Annotated in this window: 19 protein-coding genes; 7 read left to right on the top strand and 12 right to left on the bottom strand. The window is 64.2% G+C overall.

Annotation, left to right across the window (positions count from 1 at the left end; all coding sequences use genetic code 11):
• Positions 1–107 precede the first annotated feature (107 nt).
• From KIH77_RS04745 to hypD, 7 genes are all read left to right on the top strand, one after another.
• On the top strand, positions 108–1,472 hold the full coding sequence (locus tag KIH77_RS04745; protein ID WP_219099959.1) for an MFS transporter: 1,365 nt from the start codon (positions 108–110) through the stop codon (positions 1,470–1,472).
• Positions 1,473–1,750: 278 nt separating this feature from the next.
• Positions 1,751–2,308: a cupin domain-containing protein gene (locus KIH77_RS04740; protein WP_219100012.1), complete on the top strand. Its 558-nt coding sequence runs from the start codon at positions 1,751–1,753 to the stop codon at positions 2,306–2,308.
• 197 nt (positions 2,309–2,505) lie between these two features.
• On the top strand, positions 2,506–3,444 hold the full coding sequence (locus KIH77_RS04735) for an AEC family transporter (RefSeq protein WP_219100011.1): 939 nt from the start codon (positions 2,506–2,508) through the stop codon (positions 3,442–3,444).
• Between the two features lie 230 nt (positions 3,445–3,674).
• Positions 3,675–6,200: a metallopeptidase domain-containing protein gene (locus tag KIH77_RS04730; protein ID WP_219099958.1), complete on the top strand. Its 2,526-nt coding sequence runs from the start codon at positions 3,675–3,677 to the stop codon at positions 6,198–6,200.
• Positions 6,201–6,376: 176 nt separating this feature from the next.
• The gene (locus KIH77_RS04725; protein ID WP_219099957.1) at positions 6,377–7,159 is read left to right on the top strand and encodes a glycyl-radical enzyme activating protein; all 783 of its coding nucleotides are present in this window, start codon (positions 6,377–6,379) and stop codon (positions 7,157–7,159) included.
• Between the two features lie 194 nt (positions 7,160–7,353).
• On the top strand, positions 7,354–7,503 hold the full coding sequence (locus KIH77_RS04720; protein ID WP_219099956.1) for a hypothetical protein: 150 nt from the start codon (positions 7,354–7,356) through the stop codon (positions 7,501–7,503).
• A 137-nt stretch (positions 7,504–7,640) separates the two neighbouring features.
• Complete coding sequence (gene hypD / locus KIH77_RS04715) at positions 7,641–10,067, top strand: trans-4-hydroxy-L-proline dehydratase (protein WP_219099955.1); 2,427 nt, start codon at positions 7,641–7,643, stop codon at positions 10,065–10,067.
• A gap of 310 nt (positions 10,068–10,377) precedes the next feature.
• On the opposite strand, the gene KIH77_RS04710 is transcribed toward hypD, so the two are convergent.
• The 12 genes from KIH77_RS04710 to KIH77_RS04655 form a co-directional block, all read right to left on the bottom strand.
• Entirely contained in the window at positions 10,378–11,211 is an 834-nt protein-coding gene (locus KIH77_RS04710; protein ID WP_219099954.1) for a DUF559 domain-containing protein, read from the bottom strand.
• A gap of 141 nt (positions 11,212–11,352) precedes the next feature.
• Positions 11,353–12,486, bottom strand: a complete 1,134-nt coding sequence (locus KIH77_RS04705) for a proline racemase family protein (RefSeq protein ID WP_219099953.1) — start codon at positions 12,484–12,486, stop codon at positions 11,353–11,355.
• A gap of 106 nt (positions 12,487–12,592) precedes the next feature.
• Positions 12,593–13,171, bottom strand: a complete 579-nt coding sequence (locus tag KIH77_RS04700; protein ID WP_219099952.1) for a TetR/AcrR family transcriptional regulator — start codon at positions 13,169–13,171, stop codon at positions 12,593–12,595.
• 208 nt (positions 13,172–13,379) lie between these two features.
• Entirely contained in the window at positions 13,380–14,117 is a 738-nt protein-coding gene (prdB, locus tag KIH77_RS04695; RefSeq protein ID WP_219099951.1) for a D-proline reductase (dithiol) protein PrdB, read from the bottom strand.
• Between the two features lie 55 nt (positions 14,118–14,172).
• A complete protein-coding gene (locus KIH77_RS04690; protein ID WP_219099950.1) occupies positions 14,173–14,361 on the bottom strand; it encodes a CBO2463/CBO2479 domain-containing protein in 189 nt (62 codons plus the stop codon).
• A 90-nt stretch (positions 14,362–14,451) separates the two neighbouring features.
• Positions 14,452–16,236: a D-proline reductase (dithiol) proprotein PrdA gene (gene prdA / locus KIH77_RS04685; protein WP_219099949.1), complete on the bottom strand. Its 1,785-nt coding sequence runs from the start codon at positions 16,234–16,236 to the stop codon at positions 14,452–14,454.
• A gap of 51 nt (positions 16,237–16,287) precedes the next feature.
• Entirely contained in the window at positions 16,288–17,493 is a 1,206-nt protein-coding gene (locus KIH77_RS04680; RefSeq protein WP_219099948.1) for a proline reductase-associated electron transfer protein PrdC, read from the bottom strand.
• Between the two features lie 211 nt (positions 17,494–17,704).
• Positions 17,705–18,514 (bottom strand): amino acid ABC transporter ATP-binding protein, encoded by an 810-nt coding sequence (locus KIH77_RS04675; protein ID WP_274607436.1) that lies wholly within the window; start codon positions 18,512–18,514, stop codon positions 17,705–17,707.
• Between the two features lie 136 nt (positions 18,515–18,650).
• Positions 18,651–19,550: a substrate-binding periplasmic protein gene (locus KIH77_RS04670; RefSeq protein WP_219099947.1), complete on the bottom strand. Its 900-nt coding sequence runs from the start codon at positions 19,548–19,550 to the stop codon at positions 18,651–18,653.
• A 147-nt stretch (positions 19,551–19,697) separates the two neighbouring features.
• Positions 19,698–20,363, bottom strand: coding sequence for an amino acid ABC transporter permease (locus KIH77_RS04665; protein WP_219099946.1), 666 nt, complete (start codon positions 20,361–20,363; stop codon positions 19,698–19,700).
• A 1-nt stretch (position 20,364) separates the two neighbouring features.
• Entirely contained in the window at positions 20,365–21,009 is a 645-nt protein-coding gene (locus tag KIH77_RS04660) for an amino acid ABC transporter permease (RefSeq protein ID WP_219099945.1), read from the bottom strand.
• A 242-nt stretch (positions 21,010–21,251) separates the two neighbouring features.
• Positions 21,252–22,793, bottom strand: coding sequence for an aminopeptidase P family protein (locus KIH77_RS04655; RefSeq protein WP_219099944.1), 1,542 nt, complete (start codon positions 22,791–22,793; stop codon positions 21,252–21,254).
• Positions 22,794–22,805 lie beyond the last annotated feature (12 nt).

Below are 22,805 nucleotides of genomic sequence, written 5' to 3'. Positions count from 1 at the left end.
GCGGCGGGAGGAGCCGCGGCGCATGAGGGGACGGCCGGGGAGGGGAAAACATGGTCATGGCCGACGGCGGTACGTCACACGGCGGCCCGGCGCATACCGGGGAACAGATGCCATCCATCAACGAGGCGGCAACGCCCCCGCGGCGGATGACCGCATACGCGCAGATGGACGCCCGTCCGCTGACCGGTCACCAGAAAAGCATCATCGGACTGGTCGTCGTCGGCAACATCGCCGAGTTCTTCGACATGTTCCTGGTGGGGTTCGTCGTCTCCCTGCTCACCGGGGCATGGCATCTGACCGGTGTGGAGGCGGGCGTCATCCTGGCCTGCTCCGGCCTCGGCACCGTGATCGGGTCGATCATGTGGGGCCGTCTCGCCGACGGGTTCGGCCGCAGGCACGCGTTCCAATGGTGCGTGGTCTGCTTCGTGGCGTTCACCATCCTCTCCGTATTCCTTCCCGACCGCGCATGGGTGCCGCTCGCCCTGCTGCGCATCGGCGTCGGCATCGGCGTCGGCGGCCTCAACATCACCTCCATACCGTACGTGCAGGAGTTCGTGCCCGCACGGCATCGCGGCATGCTTTCCGGTCTCGCCTCCGTGTTCATCCCGCTCGGGCTGCTGCTCGGATCGGTCGCGCAGAGCATCGTCGGCGACCATTGGCGCGTCCTGCTCGCGCTTGGCGCCACACCGGTGCTGCTGCTCTTCTGGCTTCGCGCCGTGCCGGAATCCCCCCGCTTCCACCAGACCAAGGGTCGGGACGACAAGGCACGCGAGGCACTGGCCTGGGCCATGGAGATCCCCGTCGACGAGGTCGGCGACCTGCCCGTCGTCGGACATCGGCGGAAGGCCAGCTATTCCGCGCTGTTCAGCAGGCATCTGAAGTCCCTGCTCATCGTCGGCGTCGGCTCGTTCTGCTTCATCATGGGCGGCTTCGCCATCCAGTCGTGGGGGCAGACCCTCATGAAGGACGCGTTCGGCTTCTCCACGCGGATGGTCGCCGTCCTGTTCATGGGCGTCTCCGTCGCCGACTGCATCGGCCGTTTCGGCTCGGCATGGCTCGCCGACGTCATAGGCCGCCGTTGGACCATGTTCATCTTCGGCATCGTCGGCGCATGCGGCTGCTTCTACGCCGCGTTCTTCCACGACTCCGGCTGGCAGTTCTACATTGCCGTGATCATCATCATGACGTTCGCGGACGGCGTGTTCGGCATCCTCAACGCGTTCGGCGGCGAACAGTTCCCGAACGACGTGCGTTCCACCGGCCTCGGCCTCGGCTATGGCATCGGCGCCACCGCCAAGATCATCGGCCCCGCGTTCATGGGTGTGCTTGTCGGCGGCGACTTCGTCTCCCAGAATATCGACATCGCCGTGATCACCACCGCGTTCACCTTCTTCGGCGTCTGCCTCGTCATCGGCGCGGTCGTCTACCTGTTCGCCCGGGAGACCAAGGGCCGGCAGCTCGAATCCCTGTAGAACACAGCCGCAATCCTCCCCGTCATGGATTGGATTGCATATTCGTCGCAATGCGATCCAATCCGTGGCATTTTCATATCCGGATTTTCAAAAACCGCATGATTCCAACGTTCATGAAAATCGTCATGACGATTCCCGAAGGATTACGACGCCAAAATGCGAAAACGCGTCCGAATCCTTCGCCGACAGGCCGGCTTCGTCTTCGGCGCACGATGCGACTATGAATACTTGATATGACCAGAAAGAAGAGTCCGAATACGAATACGACCCCGACGACCATGACCAACCAGCCGGTGCACGATATTCCGCCGCTGAGCGATTACGCCCGCTCAGTCATCGACAGGCTCGGATTGGAGGCGCATCCGGAGGGCGGATGGTACGTGCGCGACTGGCAGTCGGCATCGCTGGCGCCCGCCGATTGTGCGAGCGCGACACAGCCCGCCACCGCCACGACCACCGGAGACCGCCCGCTGGCATCATTGATCTATTTCCTGCTGCCCAAGGGCGATTTCAGCGCCTGGCATCAGGTGGATGCCGACGAGCTATGGCTGTGGCATGGCCCGGCCCAGGTGACGCTTGAGCTCGCCGGCGACGGCGACACCCCGAACCCCGAAGCCGCCCACCGCATCACGCTCGGCGCCGGCCTGCGAACGGATGCGGACGCCGAGTCGTCGACCGCGCCGGGAGATGAACCGGTGAACGCCCCGGTAATCGGCCACGTGGTCGTGCCGGCCGGCGTGTGGCAACGCACCATTCCCGGCGACGGGGATGCGTTGGTCTCCTGCGTGGTCAGTCCCGGTTTCACGTTCGCGGGCTTCACTCTCGCGCGGCGATAGTCATGCGCCGCGTCATCGCCCGTCGTCCCGTGGCATCTCGCCGTCCCGTAGTACGGACGCCGCACGGTCTTCCCATGCCATCCAGCCGATAATCGATAGTCGGCATTTGAAGGTCGAACGCGCGCATGGCACATCATGACGGGACGGCCGTTCGTCCGGCACGGCATCAGGGACACGGAATCGAGGCGAATATGAATATGGGGCTCATCTCGGCGATGCAGGGATTCTGCGTCATCGGCATCATCATCCTCATCGGCTATGTGGCGGCACGGTTCCACATCGGCGGCCCGACCGCGCAGATGGTGCTGAACCGGTTCAGCTACTTCGTCTCCACGCCCTGCCTGATGTTCGCCATCCTGTCGAAGGAGCATCTCTCCGACGTGTTCAAGCCGTCGATCGGCGTGGCCATCCTGTGCGCCACAATCACCGGCACGATATTCCTCGCGTTCAACGCCGCCGTCTTCCATCTCAAGCCGGCGGACACCACCATCGGCGTGCTTGACTCCATGTATATGAACGCGAACAACATCGGCCTGCCCATCGCGACGTATATTCTCGGCAATCCGGCGGCCGTCACGCCGATCGTGCTCATCCAGCAGGTGCTGTTCACGCCGGCCGCGCTCACGTCGCTGGATCTGTCGTCCCGAGGCAAGGTGAGCGTGAAGGCCATCGTCTCCCAGCCGCTGCACCAGCCCATACTCATCGGCGTGCTCATCGGCATCGTCACGTCGGCGGTCAGCGATGCGGCCGGCTGGTTCATCGTGCCGAGTTATGTCTACGATCCCGTCAACATCGTCGGCAATTCCGCCGTCCCGCTGATTCTCATGGCGTTCGGCATGTCGTTGCATGGGTCGAAACCGTTGGGCGACGGCTCCCATCGCGCGGCCACCATCACGGCGGCATTGCTGAAGAACGCGGTCATGCCGGCGGTGGCGTTCGCCCTTGCCTATGCGATGGGCTTCCGTGAGCACGAACTGTACTCGTGCGTGGTACTTGCCGCGCTTCCCACCGCGCAGAACGTGTACAACTACGCCGCCCGATACGATGCCGGCACCACGCTTGCGCGCGATGGCATCCTGCTGAGCACGCTCTCCTCCCCAATCTTCATCTTCGTCATCGCCGCCCTGCTCGGTTGACGATACGGCAGCGGAGATCCGCCGTCCTTCCTGCCGATTGCATATTGCGCACGTTAACATGCGCGAAATGGGTTTTATGATTGCGCGCAACGAACGCGCGACATGATGTGAGGCAAGTTTTTTCGAGAGCCCTTTGCCCGGTGCAGGTTGGAACGGCACCGGCCGATGCCGCGCATGGGCGTCCTGCGAAAAGGCTTGTTCAAGGGGAAATCAATATGAGGAGGGGAACCTTGACCAATCCATTCACGCCCAATCCACCCGAACGGCCGCATTCCGGCGTCCGGGACACCCACGTACCGAGCGCATCGTCAGGCCGACGCCGGCCCATGCCCATGATCCGCCGCATCGCCGCGATGGGCGTCGCCGTGATCTCCACGATGGCGTTCACGATGGTCGGCACGACCACGGCGCAGGCGAGCGACGCCACCGGCACCGGCAGTTCGGTGCTCGCCCCGGTCGACCCGCAGCATTGGGAGAACCAGGACGACATGACATGGGACGACTACAAGCCCACGCCGACCGACTACACGAAGGTCAAGGCCGAGCGGGACTTCCACGGCGCCATCGTCATGCTCGACTTCCCGGATGAGACGTTCCGCATCACGCAGAAGACGCCCGACGCGTTCGGCAACCCGCAACTGCCCGCGGGCAGCAGTCCGATCAGCCGCGACGAGGTGCCCGAATACTACCGGAGCCTGCTCAACGACCCGAACAACAAGCTCAACAAGGGCGAGACCATCGACCAGTACTGGAAGGAGCAGACCGGCGGCAAGATCGGCGTGAACCTCGAGGCGTACGGACCGTTGCGTATGCCCGGCAAATCCTATGAGTACGGTCTGGAATACTGGATGAACGGCAAGGAGTCCATGGCGGACTACTGCCCCGCCGGCTCCACCTGCGGCCGCGACCCGCGCACCGACGCCATGGCCCTGCTGAAGAACAGCCAGCAATACAAGGCGAAATACGGCGACACCGACCCGTACAAGGCCTTTGACGAGATCTTCTTCGTACTTGCCGGCGAGGACGAATCCGGCACATGGCAGGAGTTCGGCGAGATGAAATACAAGAACAAGGAGGACATCCCCGACTCGCTGGGCGCGACCGACGCCAACGGCAAACGCCTGTACAACGCGAAGGGCCAGCCGATTCCGAACTGGGCGCCGACCCGCTATGTGGGATGGACGTCATGGAAGGCCACCGCCCGATTCTGGCCGAACGCCGAATACGCCAAGTTCAATGCGGACGGCAGCGTGGCTTCCGCCGGCACGGTGGTGCTCGCCGAGGATTCCGGCGCGGGAACGTTCGCCCATGAGTTCAGCCACGTGCTCAACGTGGCCGACAACTACCGCAACCCGTTTGGCACCGACGCCTCCGACGGCGGGCCGCTACGAGATACCGCAGGCCCGTTCGACATCCTCTCCCGAGGCTCGTTCAACGGCCCCGGAGGACCCCACACCCGCTGGGACATCCCCTCGCTCAAGGGCGACGTGCTGCCCGCGGGCATGGCGTTCCGCAACCGCAGCAAGCTCGGAGTGCTCGACTCCTCGAGCTACGTCGAAGTCTCCCGCTCCGACCTCAAGTCGAAGGGCGTGCTGGTGACCGACCTGCAGGCCCGTGAGATGCAGGAGAAGAACGAGAACCTCGGCGTCAACGTGCAGCTCGACGGCGGCGACCGGCAGTCGTGCAGCACCGAGGACAAGACCAACGGCTGGAAGTGCGACGGCGGAGGCTACGACAGCTACACCATGGAGGTCATCGACCGCATGGGCACAGACTCGTCGCAGCCCGACCACGGCGTGATGATCGGCAAGGCGAAGAAAGCGGACAACAGCCCGTTCATCTGGACCATCGACGCGAACCCGCAGGACATCAACATGGTGGACTACGTCGACCCGAACGGCAACAAGGTGATGGTCACCCGCGGCGACCAGCGTCAGCTCAACGACGCGCTCTTCCACGCGGGCATCAACTCCGGATCCCAGTACGAGTACGAGGACAAGGACAACGGCCTGCACTTCTACATCGCCAACCAGCATCGCGACAGCCGCGGCGTGCTGCACTACACCGTCGCCGTACGCTCGACCGACGGCGCGGGCACGCAACGGCGCGGCGTGAAGGTCACGGCCGCCGGCGAGCCTTCCAAGGTTTCCGACGGCATCTACGGCCAGACGGTCAAGATCACCAACACCGGCGCAAGCGCATCCGACCCGCGGTTCGACAGCGACATCTACCGCGTGACCACCACGGTGGAATCCGCCGACGGCAGCTGGAAGGCGCAGACGCCGAGCGCCATCGTCACGGCCAAGGCCGGCCAGACCATCGACGTGCCCGTGTACGCCTACCGTCAGAACGCCTCCGCCGCGGCGAAGGGCGCACCCAAGGTGACGGTCACGGTCGCTTCCGAAAGCGCTCCGACGGCCGCCAAGCAGGCCGTCTCCTACACCGTCGACACCAACAACGGCAATGAAGGCACCAACGGGCAGCAGCCCGGCTCGGGCACGACCACCCCGAAGCCCGGCACCGGCGGAACGACGAACGCCAATGGTTCCGGCAGCGGCAACACCGCCTCCGGCAACCAGTCCGGCAAGACCACCGGCACCGGCAAGACCACTGACGCCAACGCCAACGCATCCGAACAGCCTTCGCATATGGCACGGACCGGCGCCACGGTGGCCTCCATCGCCGTCGTCTCCCTGCTCATGGCGGGCGGTGCGCTCGCCATACTCGCCGCCAAACGCGCCCGCGGACGAGGCTGACGAATCCACGGCGGACTGAATCGGCCGTTTTCGTATTGTTACGACCGCATGTATCCACGTTAGAAACCGGTAACATACGGCGGACGTATGATGACGGCAGCCAGATAAGAACGTCGTATGCACCGCGGTCCAATCGCCGACCACGGCAGGCCAGACGACGGAAGGGGAAGGACGATATGTCAGGCAGGACACCATACGTATTCAACATCCAGCACTTCTCCACACACGACGGGCCTGGCGTGCGCACCACCATCTTCTTCAAGGGATGCCCGCTGCGCTGCGAATGGTGTCACAACCCCGAAAGCCAGCTGTTCACGCCCGAGATCATGACCGACAAGGACGGCAAGGTCCAGCACGTCGGCCAGCAGTACACCATCGACGAACTCGTCAAGGACGTGCTCAAGGACCATATGATCTACGACCAGTCCGGCGGCGGCGTCACGCTCTCCGGCGGCGAGGTGCTGGCCATGGACCACGACTACATCATGGAGCTCGTGCGCCGCCTCGACGAGCAGGAGATCAGCATCGGCATCGACACATGCGGCGTCGCCGCGTCGAAGACCGTCGAGGAGATGTGCGACTACGCCGACTTCTTCCTCTATGACCTCAAATTCATCGACGACGAGCTGCACAAGCGTTACACCGGCGGCTCGAACCATCTCGTATTGAAGAACCTCAAGATCCTCGCCGAGAACAACGCCCGCATCTTCCTCCGCCTCATCATGCTGCCCGGCATCAACACCGACAAGGACATGATCGAACGCACCATGCTGTGGCTGCGCGCCAACCACATCCCCGTCGAGCAGGTGGACATCCTCCCCTACCACAAGTACGGCATGGACAAGTACGCCAAGCTCGGCCGCAAGGCCATCTACTTCGAGGTGCCTTCGGACGAGCAGATGAACGAGGTCAAGACCGAAATCGAGAAGTTCTACGACAACGTGACCATCGGCGGCTGACGCCGGGCGGCCAAATGCAGTCAGGAGAACACGGCCGAGGCGTTTTTGGCCTGCGTCCGTGCCATAATCGACAGCGAAGCCGCTCGTGTCATGTTGCGGGCCTGTTACGTCTGTTACGTCGGCCGCGACACGCATAACACACGACGGCGCTACGATAAGCCGCAATACAACGCAATCGGAGGGAGGCCAAGGCGATGAACGATCTCGCAACCGATATCGTATTCGATTCGCCGATCTCCGCGTCCGCCCGCGTTCTCGGCCTTATGGACGGCTGCATGCGTTCACGCAAACGCAGCCAAGGGCATCCCGGCGCACGAAGCGGCGCGGAAACCATTCTCAAATAACATCGGGGCGCACAGCGCGTGGAAGCGCATGTCCCTTATCTTCTTCACACCCTATCAGACGGGGGTATTTTCCCCACCTGCACCTATATCCATCATTCATTCGTTTCGTCATACCTACATTCAAAGGATCATTCATCATGACCACCGCAACCATCACGCCGACCGGCGTCGACACCGGCATCAACTGGGACGAGAAGCGCGGCTCCACCATGCGCACCAAGCGTCTGCGCGAGCTGAGCGAGACCACGCATCCGAGCATCTCGCTCGAGCGTGCGCTCATCGAGACCGAGGTCTACAAACAGTACGAGGGCAAGGTGCCCACGCCGGTGCTGCGCGGCATCTTCTTCAAGACGCTCATGGAGAAGCGCACGCTGTACCTGGGCGACGACGAGCTGATCGTCGGCGAGAAGGGCGTGGGCCCGCAGTCCGCGCCGACGTTCCCGGAGCTGTGCTGCCACAGCCTTGAGGATTTCGACAACATGAACAACCGCGCGCACGTCTCCTTCTCCGTGACCGAGAAGCAGAAGGAGATTCAGCGCGACGTCATCATCCCGTTCTGGCAGGAGCGTGCCTCCATGACCAAGATGATGAATATGCTACCCGAGGAGTGGCACCTGCTGTTCGAAGGCGGCATGTACACCGAGTTCATGGCCCAGCGCGGCCCGGGCCACACCGTGGCCGACGGCAAAATCTACAAGTCCGGCTACGCGGACTTCATGAAGCGCATCGACGACGAACTCGCCGCGATCGACTACAACAACGACATGGAGGCCGAGCACAAGGAGGCCGAGCTTCAGGCCATGCATCTGGTGTGCGAGGGCATGATCATCCTCGGCCAGCGCTACGCCGCCCTGGCCCGTGAAAAGGCCGAGCAGTGTGACGACCCGGTGCGCCGTGAGGAGCTTGAGCAGCTCGCCGAAGTGTGCGATCGGGTGCCGGCCCACGCGCCGCGCACGTTCCGCGAGGCGATTCAGATGTACTGGTTCACCCACATCGGCGTCACCTCGGAAATGAACAACTGGGACGCCTACTCCCCCGGCAAGTTCGACCAGCACCTCGAGCCCTTCTACAACCGCGAGGTGGCCGCCGGCACACTCACCCGCGAGCAGGCCCGCGAATACCTCGAGTGCCTGTGGGTGAAGTTCAACAACCAGCCGGCCCCGCCGAAGGTGGGCATCACGCTGAAGGAATCCGCCACCTACACCGACTTCTGCAACTTCAACACCGGTGCGCTGCGTCCGGACGGCACCTGCGGCGTGAGCGACGTGAGCTACCTGATCCTCGAGGTCATGGACGAGATGAAGCTGCTGCAGCCGAGCTCGAACGTGCAGATCAGCCGCAAGACCCCGGAGCACTTCCTGCACGAGGCCGTGAAGATCAGCCGCAAGGGCTGGGGCCAGCCGGCGTTCTACAACTCCGACGCCATCATCCAGGAGCTGCTGAACATGGGCAAGTCCCTTGACGACGCCCGCGAGTCCGGCATCGCCTCCGGATGCGTGGAGACCGGCACCGCCGGCAAGGAGGCCTACGTGCTCACCGGCTACCTCAACGTGCCGAAGGTGCTCGAGCTGGTGATGTACCGAGGCTACGACCACTACACGAACAAGAAGATCGGCATCGACTGCGGAGACCCGCGCGACTTCAAGAGCTTCGATGAGCTGTACGCCGCGTTCGAGAAGGAGCTCAAGTACGTCACCGACGTCAAGGTGGCCGGCAACAATCTCATCGAGCGTCTGTTCATGGACACGCTGCCCGTGCCGCTGCTCTCGGTGATCACCGACGACTGCATCGCCCGTGCCAAGGACTACAACTGCGGCGGCGCCCGCTACAACACGAGCTACATCCAGTGCGTGGGCATGGGCACCGTCACCGACTCGCTCACCGTGTTCAAGAAGCAGGTCTTCGAGGACAAGCGCTTCTCGATGGACGACGTGCTCGCCGCCTGCGAGGCCGACTTCAAGGGCTACGACGACATGTTCGACCAGGTGTTCAACCACACCCCGAAGTACGGCAACGACGACGACTACGCCGACGACGTGCTGCGCGAGGTCTCCGAGTCCCTGCAGAAGATCGTGGCCGGCCGCCCGACCCCGAAGGGCTCCAAGACCATCGTGGAGTTCCTGCCGACCACCTGCCACGTGTACTTCGGCCAGACGATGATCGCCTCCCCGAACGGCCGCCACGAGCACATCGCGCTGCCCGACGGCATCGCCCCAGAGAAGGGCGCGGACATCAACGGCCCGACCGCCGTAATCCGTTCCGCCGCGAAGATGGACCAGCTCAAGACCGGCGGCGCGCTGCTCAACCAGAAGTTCACGCCGCAGGTCGTGGCCGGCAAGAAGGGCATCCTCGGCATGAGCGCCCTGATCCGCAGCTACTTCGCGATGGACGGCCACCACATCCAGTTCAACGTGATCGACCGCGCCACGCTGATCGACGCGCAGAAGCACCCGGACCAGTACAAGGACCTCATCGTCCGCGTGGCCGGCTACTCCGACTACTTCAACAACCTGGACAAGGCCCTGCAGGACGAGATCATCGCCCGCACCGAGCAGACCCTGTGACGCTCTTCGCATAGCGACCGAACGGCCCCGAACCCGTGCCTGGGTTCGGGGCCTTTTTCGCTTCGCTGGAATCCCGGCACCGATGTAGGGCACCAAAACACGACTTCCGGGGCGATTCCGAAGCGCTCGGCCTTCTATCCCAATCTTCTGGGGTGGCGCAAGCCGCTATGCCGAGTACGGTCCGCATGATTTCAACGCACATACATGGAAAAGCGGGGATGCCGGCCCCAGAAGTCGGAGATAGGTCTCAGGTCTTTGCCTCAACAGCCCCAGAAGTCGCAGTTTGCCAGTGGGACACCCGCCATGCAAGCTACCGTGACGCCGCATATCGCCACCGACGCCCGTCCGCCAGCCATTCCAACGTCCTCCGGGGCGTCAGGGGCACGGGCTTCCCCGTGACCTGTTCGATTCGGACGGCTATCCGCCATGCCAGCTTCTCCTGGGACTCGACGTCCCTCACATCCTCGTAGAAAACCTTGATGATTATCCATCCGAGACGTTCCAGCTCCTCACGCCGCCGGTTGTCTTCCTTCCACTGCATGCGATGATGCCCGCCGTCATACTCGAGCGCGATCTTCCACTGCGGGTAGGCCATGTCGAGGTAATAGCAGCCCTTCCCGTTCTCTTTGGGCACCGGATGGTTCACCTCCGGGCATGGCAGCCCGTATCGCATGGGCACAAGACGGACCCTGGTCTCATAGGAGGAGTCCGTCCCCTCCCGGGCCAGCCGCAGAGCCTGACGGCATCGTCGTATTCCCCTGAAGCCCGTGGCCTGCGCGAGATCGTTGGACAGCCGTTCAAGCGTCAGCCGCCGCAGACGCCTGTCCCTTCGCATAAGGCCGTCGGTCAGCACGACAAGTTCCTCCAGCGACAGCACTGCGGCATAATGCATCCACACGTCGGGCAGCGAGACGCAACGGATCCGGCCGTCCACCAGCACCGTGTCGAACGCACCCGCATAGCGGTGGAACCGTACGCCGCGAATATCGGTTTTGGCACGGTCGTCGTTCACCGCCACATGGCAGACGTCCTTGTTCAGCCTCTCGTCCCAAGGCAGTTCCACCGATTGCAGTTCCAGGGCGGTGCAGAGGTCGAAGACCAGATCGTTCCTCGTACGGGCCATCGCCTCCAGGCAAAGGCCCATGCTCCGATGCTTCGCCTCCGTCAGATGCCGCAGCGCCAAAGACCCATCATTCATGCCTTCACGCTAGGGGGTCCAGCCGATGCGGCACAAGCCCGGCGGACAATGTGGACGGATGGACCACCCTCGCCCGGCAATCCGGGGTCACACGAGGAATCCCTCGGGATAGATGTCGGTGGAGTCGAGTTCGAAGGTGCTGACGCCAGTGATGAACGCCTTGCCGGTGATCTGCGGGATGATGGCGTCATGGCCGGCGACCGTGGTGCGCGAGGCCGGGCACCCGAGGAACTTCGACCCGGTGATCGACTCGAACACGCGGGTCTCGCCGATGTCCATCTTCCCATGTGCCACGAGCGCGGCGAGCTTGGCGCTGGTGCCGGTGCCGCATGGGGAGCGGTCGACCTGCCTGCCGCCGAAGACGACGCCGTTGCGGTAGTGCCCGGTGGATTCGTCGTACTGGCCGAATTCCACCAGATCGACGCCCTTGATGTCCACGAGCGGATGGCGTACGTCGAGCTGTTCGCGTGCGGCACGCAGGACGGCCATGCCAATGTCGGCGATCTCCTGCGAGTGCGAGGATTCGATGTCGTAGCCGAGGCCGAGCGAATCGAAGTCCACCAGCGCGAAGAAGCTGCCGCCGAACGAAATGGTGGCTTTGACGTCCCGTACGGGGATGCCCGGCTCGTCCACGTGGATGGTCACGTCGTCCATGGCGACGAACGCGGGCACGTTGGTGAGCGTGGCGTTCTCGACCTGGTGGCCGCGCACGTGGACGGTGACGGTGATGAGTCCTGCCGGGGTGTCGAGACGCACGTCGATGTCGTCGTCGGCGATGGCGGCGAACGACGGATACTTCCCGGTCACGAGGCCGGATTCGACGGCGAACGTGGAGACGCCGATGGAACCGTGGCCGCACATGTTGAGATAGCCGCCCGAGTCGGTGAACACGGCGCCGAGGTCGGCGTCGGAACGGGTGGGTTTGAAGAGGATGGCGCCGAACATGTCGCGGTGGCCGCGCGGCTCCAGCATGAGGATCTTGCGGATGCCGTCGTATTCGTTGATGAGCTTGTCGCGCACGGCGATGGCGCTCGGCTCGGCGTCGAGCGCGGAGAGCCCGCCGACGAGGATGCGCGTGGGCTCGCCCTGCGTGTGTGATTCCACGGTGGTCAGCCGCGGGCTGGAGGCGAACATCGCGTCGTCGAGCACGGCCTTCGCCGCCGCCAGCGTTTTGGTGTGGAAATTGGACGGAACCTGTATCATGCCGGCAACGTTCATCATGCATCTCCTCGGTTCGGCGCCTTGGACGCGCCTCGCGGAAGGTCGATGCCGTCGGCCGGACGAGGACTCGCCCCCGAATAGAAGGACAGCCTCGCGTTCTCGCCGTCTACAGGTGCCGCACGAAGCGGTTGAGCACCTCGGCGACGATTCTGGTGGGCTCCCCCACCAGCGGCTGCGACCCCTGATGCAGGCACCAGTCGTACAGCATCGATCGTTCCGCCATCGCATACAGGCGGACAATGTCATGCGTGGAATAGTCCCGTGTGATTTCGCCCTGGTCCTGTCCGCGGGCGAAGAGCCTGCGATGGATGGCGAAGTAGAAGCGGTCCTGATTCACCAGTGACCGGTCTCCACGCGCGTTGAGCTGCGACGCCAGCTGGGCGCTGAGCAGCTCGACCGGCACATGCTGTTCGATCCAGCCGAACATCTGCACGTTGAGATAGGGAATCTGCTCGACCACCGACCCGTCGGGGTCGAGTTCGGCGTCCATCTCGCGGTATTTTTCGTCGAACACGTCGCTCAGCGTTCCCAGAAGCGCCGATTTGCCTTGGAAATGATGGTAGAACGTGCCTTTGGCGATGCCCGCCTTGGCGATGATGTCATCAATCGTGGTCTTCTCGTAGCCTTTTTCCTTGAAAAGGTCCCAGGAAGCGTCGATGATGCTGCCTCGTGCGTCTCGTGCCATGGACAGGTCCCGCCTTTCACCCCATGTTCCGTCATGAAGCCGTTACGTAGATGTGACTCCATCATAGAACCGTATCGTTTGGACGTGTCCCGCCGCCTTGCACGGATGCGACCGGATCGATTGTTCGTGTGATTGTGATTGTCGTGTTGCGTTGGTATCGGGGCGCCTGCCATGCGGCGGACGCCCCGACGTTCATCGAATCGCCGGATCAGACGTTGTGACGGTATTCGTACGGCAGCGCCTTCATCTGGCCGAAGTGGTCGAACTCCTCCATGGCGTTGAGGGTGTCCTTGAGGATGCCCATCTGCATGGTCGGGTTGTTCGGCTCGCCGGCGTTGGACCCGATCGGCACGAGCGGCGCGGTGATGCGCGGCGCGCCCTGCTGGCGGGCGATCGGCGGGAGGGCGGCGATGATGCAGGTGCTCATGCCCGCGGCCTCGCAGCAGCGCAGCACCAGTGTGCAGGAGCGGTGGCAGGTGCCGCAGCCGCCGGTGGCGAGCACGATGTCGGCGCCTTCGGCCTTGAGCTTCTTGGCAATCTCGGGGCCGGTGACGTGCTCGAACTTGTCGACGTTGCCGCCGCCGCCCATGAAGCCGAAGAAGGTGGGCACGAGCGAGCCGATGAAGCCTTCCTTGACGAGTTCGCGCAGGCGGTCGATGGGCAGCATGGCGTTGACGTCCTTGTTGATGTCGGAGTTGTCGAAGCCGCCGTGGGTGACCATGAGCTGGTCGGACGGGGTGTCGCTCGGGATCTCGCGGTAGCTCCAGTCGCCGGCGGTGTTGAACGGCGTCTGGTCCTTCTTGTGGATGCCGCCGGAGGTGATGAACGCGACCTTGCACTCGCTCAGCGGCTTGGTGAGCGGGGTCCAGACCGGCTTCGGGGTCCACGGCACGTAGATTTCGGACTTGAGTCCCTTGGCGGTCGTCAGCTTGAATGCGGTAGGCATGATGTGCTCCTTTGATTCGTGAATGACGTTGTGTTGGCTGTGTGGTTGGCGAGGATCAGATGACGTTGACGTAGCTGAGGTAGAACTCGCATTCCTCGCCTACTGCGAGCGGCTTGTCGGTGTAGATCAGGCGCAGCGGCAGCGAGAGCACGCCCATGCGTCCGTTGACGCCGATGCGTACGCCGACCTCGGTGACTTCCTTGATGACTCCCTTGAGCAGGAGCGGCTTGAGTTCCACCTGCATGACGTCTCCTTCATCGTGTGTGCGGCTTGTGGATGGGGCCGGGCGTCCCTTCCGCGGGATGCCCGGCGGGTTCGCGGGACCGTGGATGGACTACTTGACGAGCTTCTTGTTGGCCTCGATGACCGCCTCGTCCCACTTGTGCTCCGGCGGCTCGATCGGGATGCCGGCCATCTTGGTCTTGAGCATGAGGATGGCGCGGGCCGCGTCCTCCGGGGTGGTGGTGTTGTCGGCGAGGATCTCGTTCTCGAAGCCCTCCGGGTCCTTGTTGAGCTCGATCATGGCGTCCATGTACTTGTTGCCGACGACCAGCTGGCCCTGGTAGGCGGCGAAGGTGACGCCCACGACCGGCACGCCGCGCGAGCCGATGGCCGCGATGTTCTCGGAGAAGTCGATGTGGTTGTTGCCGAAGCCTTCGGTGGTGACGATCGCGCCGTCGACCTCCATGGCCTCGATGAGTGCGCCGAGTCGTTCGGAGACGAAGGTCTTCTCGTCGTTGACCTGCGGGGAGCCGATGAACACCACGCCGGTGAGGTCGAGCTCCTCGTCGGTCTGCAGGGCCTCGACCATGGGCTCGCGGAAGAAGTGCCTCGTGATCTCCTTGGTGGCGGGTCCGATGCAGGCGAGCGCGTGGATGCCGCCGTCGAGCACCTCGTTGGGGCTGAGCACCACCGGCACGTTGCCGAGGTCGACGTTCTTCTGGCCGCCCTTGACGCCGCAGGGCTCGGTGGGCACCAACAGGTTGTCGTGCATGGCGCCCTGGCCCATAATCTCCTTGACGAGCACTACGCGCGGCCGTCCGGCGCGGCGGACGTCCTTGAACGTCTCCTCCTTGACGGGCTTGACGCCGTCGAGGTCCTTGATGGCCTCGCGGCAGGAGTGCACGATCACGTCGGCGGCGCTGTGGGCGGCGAACGGTCCGCGGCGCTCCATGCCGGTGCCTTCCTGAATCTTCACGTCCACGCGGATCATGATGTCGTCCGCGTCGGGGCAGCCGGGACGGCCGTAGCGGATCTTCTCGTCCATGTAGCCTTCGCAGGAGCCGAACTCGTGCACCTGCACGCCGGCCTCGTCCATGCCGGTGAGCACGAAGACCGCGCCGGAGAGCACGTTGGTCACGCCTTCGCCGAGCTTGCCTTCGGCCTTGGCGGCGATCGGGATGACGTCCATGATGGTGTTGGAGTAGACGTGGCGTTCGGACGGCTCGATGATCTTCAGTTCGACGTCCTTGACCAGCGGGTCGGCCTTCTTGGCGGCCTCGACGAGGGATTCATCGATGGTGAGCACGCCGTCCGCGTATGACGTGGCGTCGCCGAGCTCGACCTTGGTGACCGGATAGTCCTTCTTGACGAGGGTGCGCATGACCTTGTCGGCGGGCGCGGGCTCCTCGGGGGCCGGGGCCGGCGCGGCGGCGCAGGCCGGCGGCACCGGGGCGCCGGCGACGGGCGCTCCCCCGGCCGGGAAGACCAGGTCGAGGCCTTCGGCCTTGTCGAGGTGCAGGTGCACGTAGCCGTCGGATGCGGGGGCGGCCGGCGCGGGGGCCGGGGCCGCGTAGCAGGAGCAGGGCTCCTCGTCGGCCGGAGCGGCTTCCTCGTCGGCCTCCTCCGGCTCCTCGGCCGGCGCCTCCTTCACGCCGTCGAGCAGGTCGGGGGTGAGCTGGGTGAGGGCCTCGCCGTCGTTGATGAGCGTGGCGCCGAGGGCCTGCTGGATGGTCAGCCCGCCCTCCTTGAGGGTCATGAGGTTGGAGTCGACGAGATCGGGGAAGATCGTGGGGTCCTCGAAGTCGGCGGCGCTCAGCACGGTGCCTGCGGGGCGGCGGCAGCACAGCACCGCCGGATCGTTGAGATGCGCTTCGAGCGTTTCCTTGGAGAGCGACATTTCTGGTTCCTTTCCCTGTGGTTGTTGATGTGTTACGTTGTGGAAGTCTGGTTATGCGGCCTTCACGGTCTTGCGGAAGGCGCGGATGATGGGCTCGTCGCCGGCCCGCATGAACGCGTCGGTGGCGTGGTGCACGCGCATGCCGAGCTTGGGGGCCACCTGCATCACCGTGTTGGAGCAGTCGGTGCAGTGCGAGATGAGCACGCTGGCCGCGCCTTCCTTTTTGAGGGCGATGATGTTCTGCGCCTGGCCGGGGCAGATGCCGGGGTTGCGGCATTTGAGCCGCCCGTTGGGCAACCGGCAGGCGTTCTTGCACAGGCGGACGTCCACGAGCGGCGCGCCTTTGGCAGCCACGATGGCCCGGAGCCTCTCCTCGCTGGCGCCGCAGGCGCATACGATGATGCCCATGGGGCCGGGGTCGGGGATCTCCGGCCCGGCGATGATGATGCCGCCGCAGGTCTCCGACACGGTGGTGTCGAGCGTGCCGAGGTGGCCCATGTACGGTCCGCCGATCATGATCTGCTCGTCGGCGGTCGGTTCGTGCACGTGCAGTGCGTCAAGCACCTCGCGCACGGTGACGCCGATCGGCACGTCGTAGACGACGATGCTGACGTCGTCGTCGAATCCGCTGCCTTCGATGTGTCCGGCGACGGTGAGGTCCTTGGTGGTGACGGCCAGGTTCTCGATGACGGCGTCGTGCACGCGCATCAGCGATTCGACGTTCATGACGACGGCGCTTGCGGCGCTGGGGATGGCGTCGGGCGGCAGCAGCGTGCCGAGCACGTCGCGTACGATGGCGCGTTCGTCGCCGGCCGGGTAGCGGTCCTTGAGGAACGCGATCTCGATGTCCGGGTCGACGTCGAAGGCGTATTCGCCGGCCGCGGCGGCGTCCAGTGCCGCCTGCAACGACCGGACGGCCTTGATGTTCTTGGGCTTGATGGCCACGATGCCGCGCTTGGCGCCGACCTCCTTCATGGCGATGGTCAGCCCGGAGAGCACCTTGGCCGCGTCGGTCTCGAGCCGGGCGGTGTTGTGTTCGAGCAGCGGCTCGCATTCGGCCGCGTTGGCGATGACCGTCTCGCAGCCCTTGCCGAACTTGAGCTTCTTGAACGTGGGGAAGCCGGCGCCGCCCATGCCGACGAGTCCGGATTCCTCGATCTTGGCGAGCGGCGTCGCGTCGGTGTCGGCGAGTTTCCTGACCGGCACCTCGGCGAACAGTTCCGCGGATCGAATGACGTGATGCTGACGTGCTGTCATGAGATCCACCCCTTTCTTGTCTGCCGTCCACGGTCCAGAACCCAACGTCATCTATATTCGTTGTTCTAGAACGTGTTCTATTTATTAAGTATAGGCAAGCGTGTTACACACCATATTTTCTTGTGTTACCGCCAAGTTACCGTCGAAACATCTAGAACACAGTATAAAAAAGCTCCCCTCATCATGAGGGGAGCCCGTCATGGCAATACCATCAGTGCCCCACGGCGCTGAGGAACTGCCTCGTGCGCTCGTTGACCGGATGCGCCATGATCTCCTTGGGGTCGCCCTCGTCGATGATCCGCCCGTCGGCCATGACGACGAGATGGTCGCCGACCTCGCGCGCGAAGCTCATCTCGTGCGTCACCACGCACATGGTCATGCCGCCTTCGGCCAGCTCGCGCATCACGTTGAGCACGTCCACGCTCACCTCGGGGTCGAGGGCCGACGTCGGCTCGTCGAACAGCATCACGGCCGGGTCGAGCGCCAGGGCGCGGGCGATGGCCACGCGCTGCTGCTGGCCGCCGGAAAGCTGCGACGGCTTGTGGTCGGCACGGTCCTCCAGACCCACGCGCTTGAGCAGTTCCATGGCCCGCTCCTCGGCCTCCTCCTTGCCGCGGCCGAGCACGTGCATCTGCGGGAACACCACGTTCTTCAACGCGCTCATGTGCGGGAACAGGTTGAACTGCTGGAACACCATGCCGCATTTGCGGCGCAGCGCCATGAGGTCGGCCTTGCCGAGGTTCTCGGTGAAGTCCACGAACTGCCCGTCGATCACCATGTTGCCGTCGTCGGGCTGCTCGAGCAGGTTGATGCAGCGCAGCAGCGTGGATTTTCCGGCGCCGGACGGCCCGATGATCGAGCACACCTCGCCGCGTTCCACACGCAGCGACACCTCGTGCAGGATGGTGTTGCCGCCGTACGACTTCACCACGCCGCCGAGTTCGATCATGTATTTGCTGTGGTCGACGTCGTCGGTGGTGTTGGAGGCCACGGATTGCGAGACGAGCGTTGCCAATGTCATGATGGTTTCTCCTTTGTCTGCGACCTTGCGTCGCATCCGTCCGTTTGATACATGCCCGCGGAGGCCGCCGAACGCGCGTCACGCGACGTTCGGTCGGCGGCTACCGTGGACGGGCATCGTCCGATATCATCGTCCGTCAGTTGGTGGCGGGCACGACGTACTGCTTGTCACGGATCTTGGCGAGGCCTTCGTCCAGACCGTACTTCTTGAGCGTGGGCTTGACCTTGTCCTCCTTGATGATCTTCTCGATGCCCTTGTCGAACGCCTGGCCGAGCGAGGTGTCGCCCTTGGTGTACGGATAGCTGACCTCGGGCGGCTCGACGAGGGAGTTGATGCGCTTGTCGGGGTTCTTGTTGGCGTATTCGACGACGATGTTGTCGTTGCCCTTGAATTCGTCGACGGCGGTGCCGTACGCCTCCATGATCATGTCGACGCGGCCGGCCTCGAGGTCCTGTTTCATCTCGACGGAGCTCGGATAGGTCTTCACCTTGTCGCCGAAGACCTTCTGCATGTCGGCGAGCCAGCCGTAGCCGTCGCCGATGCCGATGGACTTGATGCCCTTGGATTCGATGTCGGCGATGGACTTGATGTCCACGCCCTTCTTGGAGGCGTAGCCGACGCCTTCGAGGTAGATGGAGCGCGGGAAGTCGACGACCTGCTCACGCTTCTCGGTCACGTTGATGTCGCCGGTGGCGGTGTCGATCTGGCCGGAGGCGATGGCCTGCATGGCGTTCGCGAACGACGCCTGCTGGTATTCGACGTTCAGGCAGTTGGCGTCGGCGATCTGCTTGATGAAGTCGATGTCCATGCCGGTGGGGTTGCCGTTGTTGTAGCTGGAGTACGGCGGCTGGTCGATGACGCCGACGGTGAGCGTGCCGGACTTGATGGTGGTGATGTTCGACACCAGCGGCGTACAGTTCGCCTTGGCGCCCGACGAGCTCGAGCCGCCGCAGGCGGCGAGCGCGGTGACACTCATCAGCGCGGCGCAGGCCGCCGCGATCAGCTTCGTTCCCCGGTTGATTCGCGAGATGCGCATGATTGTGGTTCCTCTCTGTGATGTCCGGTCGTGTTGTGGGTTGGCGGCCGGACGGCTGCGACCTGGTGTTGTGGGATTGTGGCCTGTGTCGGGTGGTCGGGCCGTCGCAGGCGCGTCTGGTGTGCGGTCAGGTACCGGTTGTGGGGTTCAGTAGCTGAGCGCGAGCCGGCGTTCGAGCCAGCGGGTGATCCAGGAGGCGGGCAGGGTGACGACGGCGTAGCACAGTCCGGCGAGCACGAAGACGCGCAGGTACTGGAATGTGGTGGAGCCGTAGGTGTAGGCCTCCTTCATGAGTTCCGGCACGGCCACGGTGTAGGCCAGCGACGTATCCTGGAACAGGAGGATGGTCTGGCCGAGCAGTGCGGGGATGATGGAGCGGAACGCCTGGGGCAGGATCACGTAGAAGAAGGTGACGCGGTCGTCGAGTCCGAGCGCGTCGCCGGCCTCGTTCTGCCCGCCGGGCACGGCCTGGATGCCGGCTCGGAAGATCTCGGAGCAGTAGCAGGAGTAGTTCCATGCGAGGGCGATGATGGCCGAGGGGAAGCTTTCGAGCAGGATGCCGAAGCTGGGCAGTCCGAAGTAGACGAGGTAGAGGATGATGAGGGCGGGCATGCCTCGTCCGATCTCGACGATGACGAGGCCGATGGTGCTGACGACGCGGTTGTGGCTCATCACCATCATGCAGAAGAGCAGTCCGAGCGGCAGACCGATGATCATGGAGACGCCGGCGAGCGCGGCGCTGATCTGCAGGCCGTGGAGCATGTTCGGCAGACCGTCGGTCCAGAATTGCAGGAGCGGTTCCTTGGGTACCATGTCAGATCACCGCCTTGCGGAGGTTGGCGTCGAGTCGGCGCGAAAGCATGGCGATGGGGATGCTGAGCAGGATGTACAGCACGCCGGCGATGGCGTAGGGCATGACGCCGGCCACGGAGTTGATGTTCTGCTTGGCGTATCCCTGGGCCATGAAGACCATTTCGGCCACGGCGATGGTGGATGCGATGGACGAGTTCTTCAGCAGACCGATCGCATACGTGGCGATGGACGGGCTGACGATGCGCGCGGCCTGCGGCACGATGACTCCGAAGAACGATACGGTGCCGGGGATGCCGAGCGCGGCGGCGGCCTCGTACTGGCCTTTGGGCACGGCCTGCAGTCCGCCGCGGTAGATGTCGGCGAGGTATCCGGCGGAGATCAGCCCGAGTCCGACGATGGCCGCCTCAAGCGCGGTGATGCGGAACGCCGGCGTGGACAGGCCGAATTTGAGCAGGAACAGCCATACGATCATGGGGATGCCGCGCAACAGGTCGACGGCGAGGCGGACTATCCATCGGACCGGCGCGACCCTGGTCCGTAGTCCGAGCGCCATGGGAATTCCGAGCACCGCGCCGATCGCGAAGGCCGCGACGGTGATGAGCAGTGTCATCGGAAGTCCGGAGAGCACTACGAGAAGCGGCTCCATACGAGCTCCCTTCATTTGCAACACAATGAAACCCCTGCAGGGAAAACGTTGGGAAGCGTTGGAATGTCAGGCATTTCAGCCTGTTGGTATTTGCTTCCTCCCTGCGTTGCTCATTATTACAGCGAAGGAAAAGTCCTCTTTGTTTGCCTCTACGTAAAGCGGCTATGAACCACGGTCTAGTTCGTAGTGCATTCGTAACATGCCCGACCGCCGTCGGATACAAAGGGCGGTCGGGCCGGCGGCTAGCGCTGTTCGGCCATCCACCGCTCCACACCGTCGGCGGTGCGCGGGATGTAGCCGGACAGCCATTCGGGGCCGTGCTCGGTCATGAGCACGTCGTCCTCGATGCGGACGCCGATGCCGCGGAATTCGGGAGGCACCAGCAGGTCGTCGGACTGGAAGTAGAGGCCCGGTTCGATGGTGAAGATCATGCCGGGCTCGAACGGACGGTCGAAGTATTCGGAGTTGCGCGCCTGGGCGCAGTCGTGGCAGTCGAGGCCGAGATGGTGGCCGACGCCGCAGGCGAGCCAGCGGCGGTGCTGCTGCCCTTCGGGGCTGAGCGACTCCTCCACACTCACCGGCAGGATGCCGAGTTCGTGCAATTGTTCGGCGGTCACGCGCATCACGGTGTCGTGGATCACCGAGAACGGCACGCCGGGGCGGCAGGCGTCGAACGCCGCCTGCTGCGCCGCGAACACGGCGTCGTAGACGCGCCGCTGCAATGGCGTGAACCTTCCGTTGACGGGGAAGGTGCGGGTGATGTCCGCGGTATAGAGGTCGTCCACCTCCACGCCGGCGTCCATGAGCAGCAAATCGCCGTCGTGGATGGTTCCGGTGTTGCGCATCCAGTGGAGCCGTGGCGCATGGTCCCCGGATGCGACGATGGTGTCGTATCCCACGGTGTTGCCCTCCACGCGGGCGTTGCCGTTGAACAGGCTTTCCACCATGCGTTCGCTGCGGGGTTTGCCGATGACGTCGCCGAGTCCCGAGAGCACCGTGTTGAAGCCGTTGTATGTGGCGCGGATGGCCTTGTTCATCTGCCCGATCTCGTAGTCGTCCTTGACGATGCGGCATTCGGCGCTGGCCTCATGCAGCCTGGCGTCGGCGAGGTCGGTGTCACCGGGGTCGGTGAGGCCGCCGGCCGCGCGGGCGGCGTCCACGGCGGCGGTGGCCTGCGGGTCGGCCTCGCGGATGACACGCACGCGCACCGCGCCCTGGCCGACGTCCTTGGCCACGGCGTCGGGGAACTGGCCGAGGTCGCGGGTCTCGATGCCGGTCATCGTCTCGAAGTCTTTGAGGCCCGGGCGCGGCCCGATCCAGTATTCGCCGTATTCGGCCGACATGTAGAAGTCTGAGGTGCTGTGGTCGGCCGGCTGGTGAAGGTACAGCACCGGCGTGTGTGTGCGCCCTGCCTTGGCTTCGGGCGAACCGGGCGCCACCGGTTCGAGCACGAGCACGGCGTCGGGGTCGTAGTCCTGTCCGAGGCCGGTCAGATAGGCGAAGGACGTGTTCGGACGGAACGCGTAGTCGAGGTCGTTGCTGCGCTGCTTGTGCGCGCCCGCGGGGAAGACGAGGCGCTCGCCGGGGAACAGCCGTCCGATGGCCTCCCATCGGGCCGGCGTGTATTCGCTGGACGGCAACGGCTCGGCGTCGATGGCGTTCTCGTCCCACCCCTCGCGCATGAACGCGCGGAAGTTCTTTCCCAGCGGGCGGCGGGAGCTGGAATCCCCCTGCGTGGGGCGTTTCTCGTCGGCCGGTTCGTTGCTGTCGTGTTCGTTCGTCATGGCACCCCTCCT

The organism is Bifidobacterium pluvialisilvae (assembly GCF_019331695.1).
Classification (GTDB): Bacteria; Actinomycetota; Actinomycetes; order Actinomycetales; family Bifidobacteriaceae; genus Galliscardovia; species Galliscardovia pluvialisilvae.
This window is presented reverse-complemented; position numbering and strand designations above follow the sequence as displayed.

Excerpts from the sequence above, each read along its gene's own strand:
- KIH77_RS04690 (WP_219099950.1), bottom strand. The coding sequence starts at position 14,361 with ATGCAGGTGGAACTCAAGCCGCTCCTGCTCAAGGGAGTCATCAAGGAA.
- KIH77_RS04740 (WP_219100012.1), top strand. The coding sequence starts at position 1,751 with ATGACCAACCAGCCGGTGCACGATATTCCGCCGCTGAGCGATTACGCC.
- KIH77_RS04705 (WP_219099953.1), bottom strand. The coding sequence starts at position 12,486 with ATGATGAACGTTGCCGGCATGATACAGGTTCCGTCCAATTTCCACACC.
- KIH77_RS04665 (WP_219099946.1), bottom strand. The coding sequence starts at position 20,363 with ATGGTACCCAAGGAACCGCTCCTGCAATTCTGGACCGACGGTCTGCCG.
- hypD (WP_219099955.1), top strand. The coding sequence starts at position 7,641 with ATGACCACCGCAACCATCACGCCGACCGGCGTCGACACCGGCATCAAC.
- KIH77_RS04720 (WP_219099956.1), top strand. The coding sequence starts at position 7,354 with ATGAACGATCTCGCAACCGATATCGTATTCGATTCGCCGATCTCCGCG.
- prdA (WP_219099949.1), bottom strand. The coding sequence starts at position 16,236 with ATGTCGCTCTCCAAGGAAACGCTCGAAGCGCATCTCAACGATCCGGCG.
- KIH77_RS04710 (WP_219099954.1), bottom strand. The coding sequence starts at position 11,211 with ATGGGCCTTTGCCTGGAGGCGATGGCCCGTACGAGGAACGATCTGGTC.
- KIH77_RS04700 (WP_219099952.1), bottom strand. The coding sequence starts at position 13,171 with ATGGCACGAGACGCACGAGGCAGCATCATCGACGCTTCCTGGGACCTT.
- KIH77_RS04680 (WP_219099948.1), bottom strand. The coding sequence starts at position 17,493 with ATGACAGCACGTCAGCATCACGTCATTCGATCCGCGGAACTGTTCGCC.
- KIH77_RS04675 (WP_274607436.1), bottom strand. The coding sequence starts at position 18,514 with ATGACATTGGCAACGCTCGTCTCGCAATCCGTGGCCTCCAACACCACC.
- KIH77_RS04735 (WP_219100011.1), top strand. The coding sequence starts at position 2,506 with ATGGGGCTCATCTCGGCGATGCAGGGATTCTGCGTCATCGGCATCATC.
- KIH77_RS04655 (WP_219099944.1), bottom strand. The coding sequence starts at position 22,793 with ATGACGAACGAACACGACAGCAACGAACCGGCCGACGAGAAACGCCCC.
- KIH77_RS04725 (WP_219099957.1), top strand. The coding sequence starts at position 6,377 with ATGTCAGGCAGGACACCATACGTATTCAACATCCAGCACTTCTCCACA.
- prdB (WP_219099951.1), bottom strand. The coding sequence starts at position 14,117 with ATGCCTACCGCATTCAAGCTGACGACCGCCAAGGGACTCAAGTCCGAA.
- KIH77_RS04670 (WP_219099947.1), bottom strand. The coding sequence starts at position 19,550 with ATGCGCATCTCGCGAATCAACCGGGGAACGAAGCTGATCGCGGCGGCC.
- KIH77_RS04745 (WP_219099959.1), top strand. The coding sequence starts at position 108 with ATGCCATCCATCAACGAGGCGGCAACGCCCCCGCGGCGGATGACCGCA.
- KIH77_RS04660 (WP_219099945.1), bottom strand. The coding sequence starts at position 21,009 with ATGGAGCCGCTTCTCGTAGTGCTCTCCGGACTTCCGATGACACTGCTC.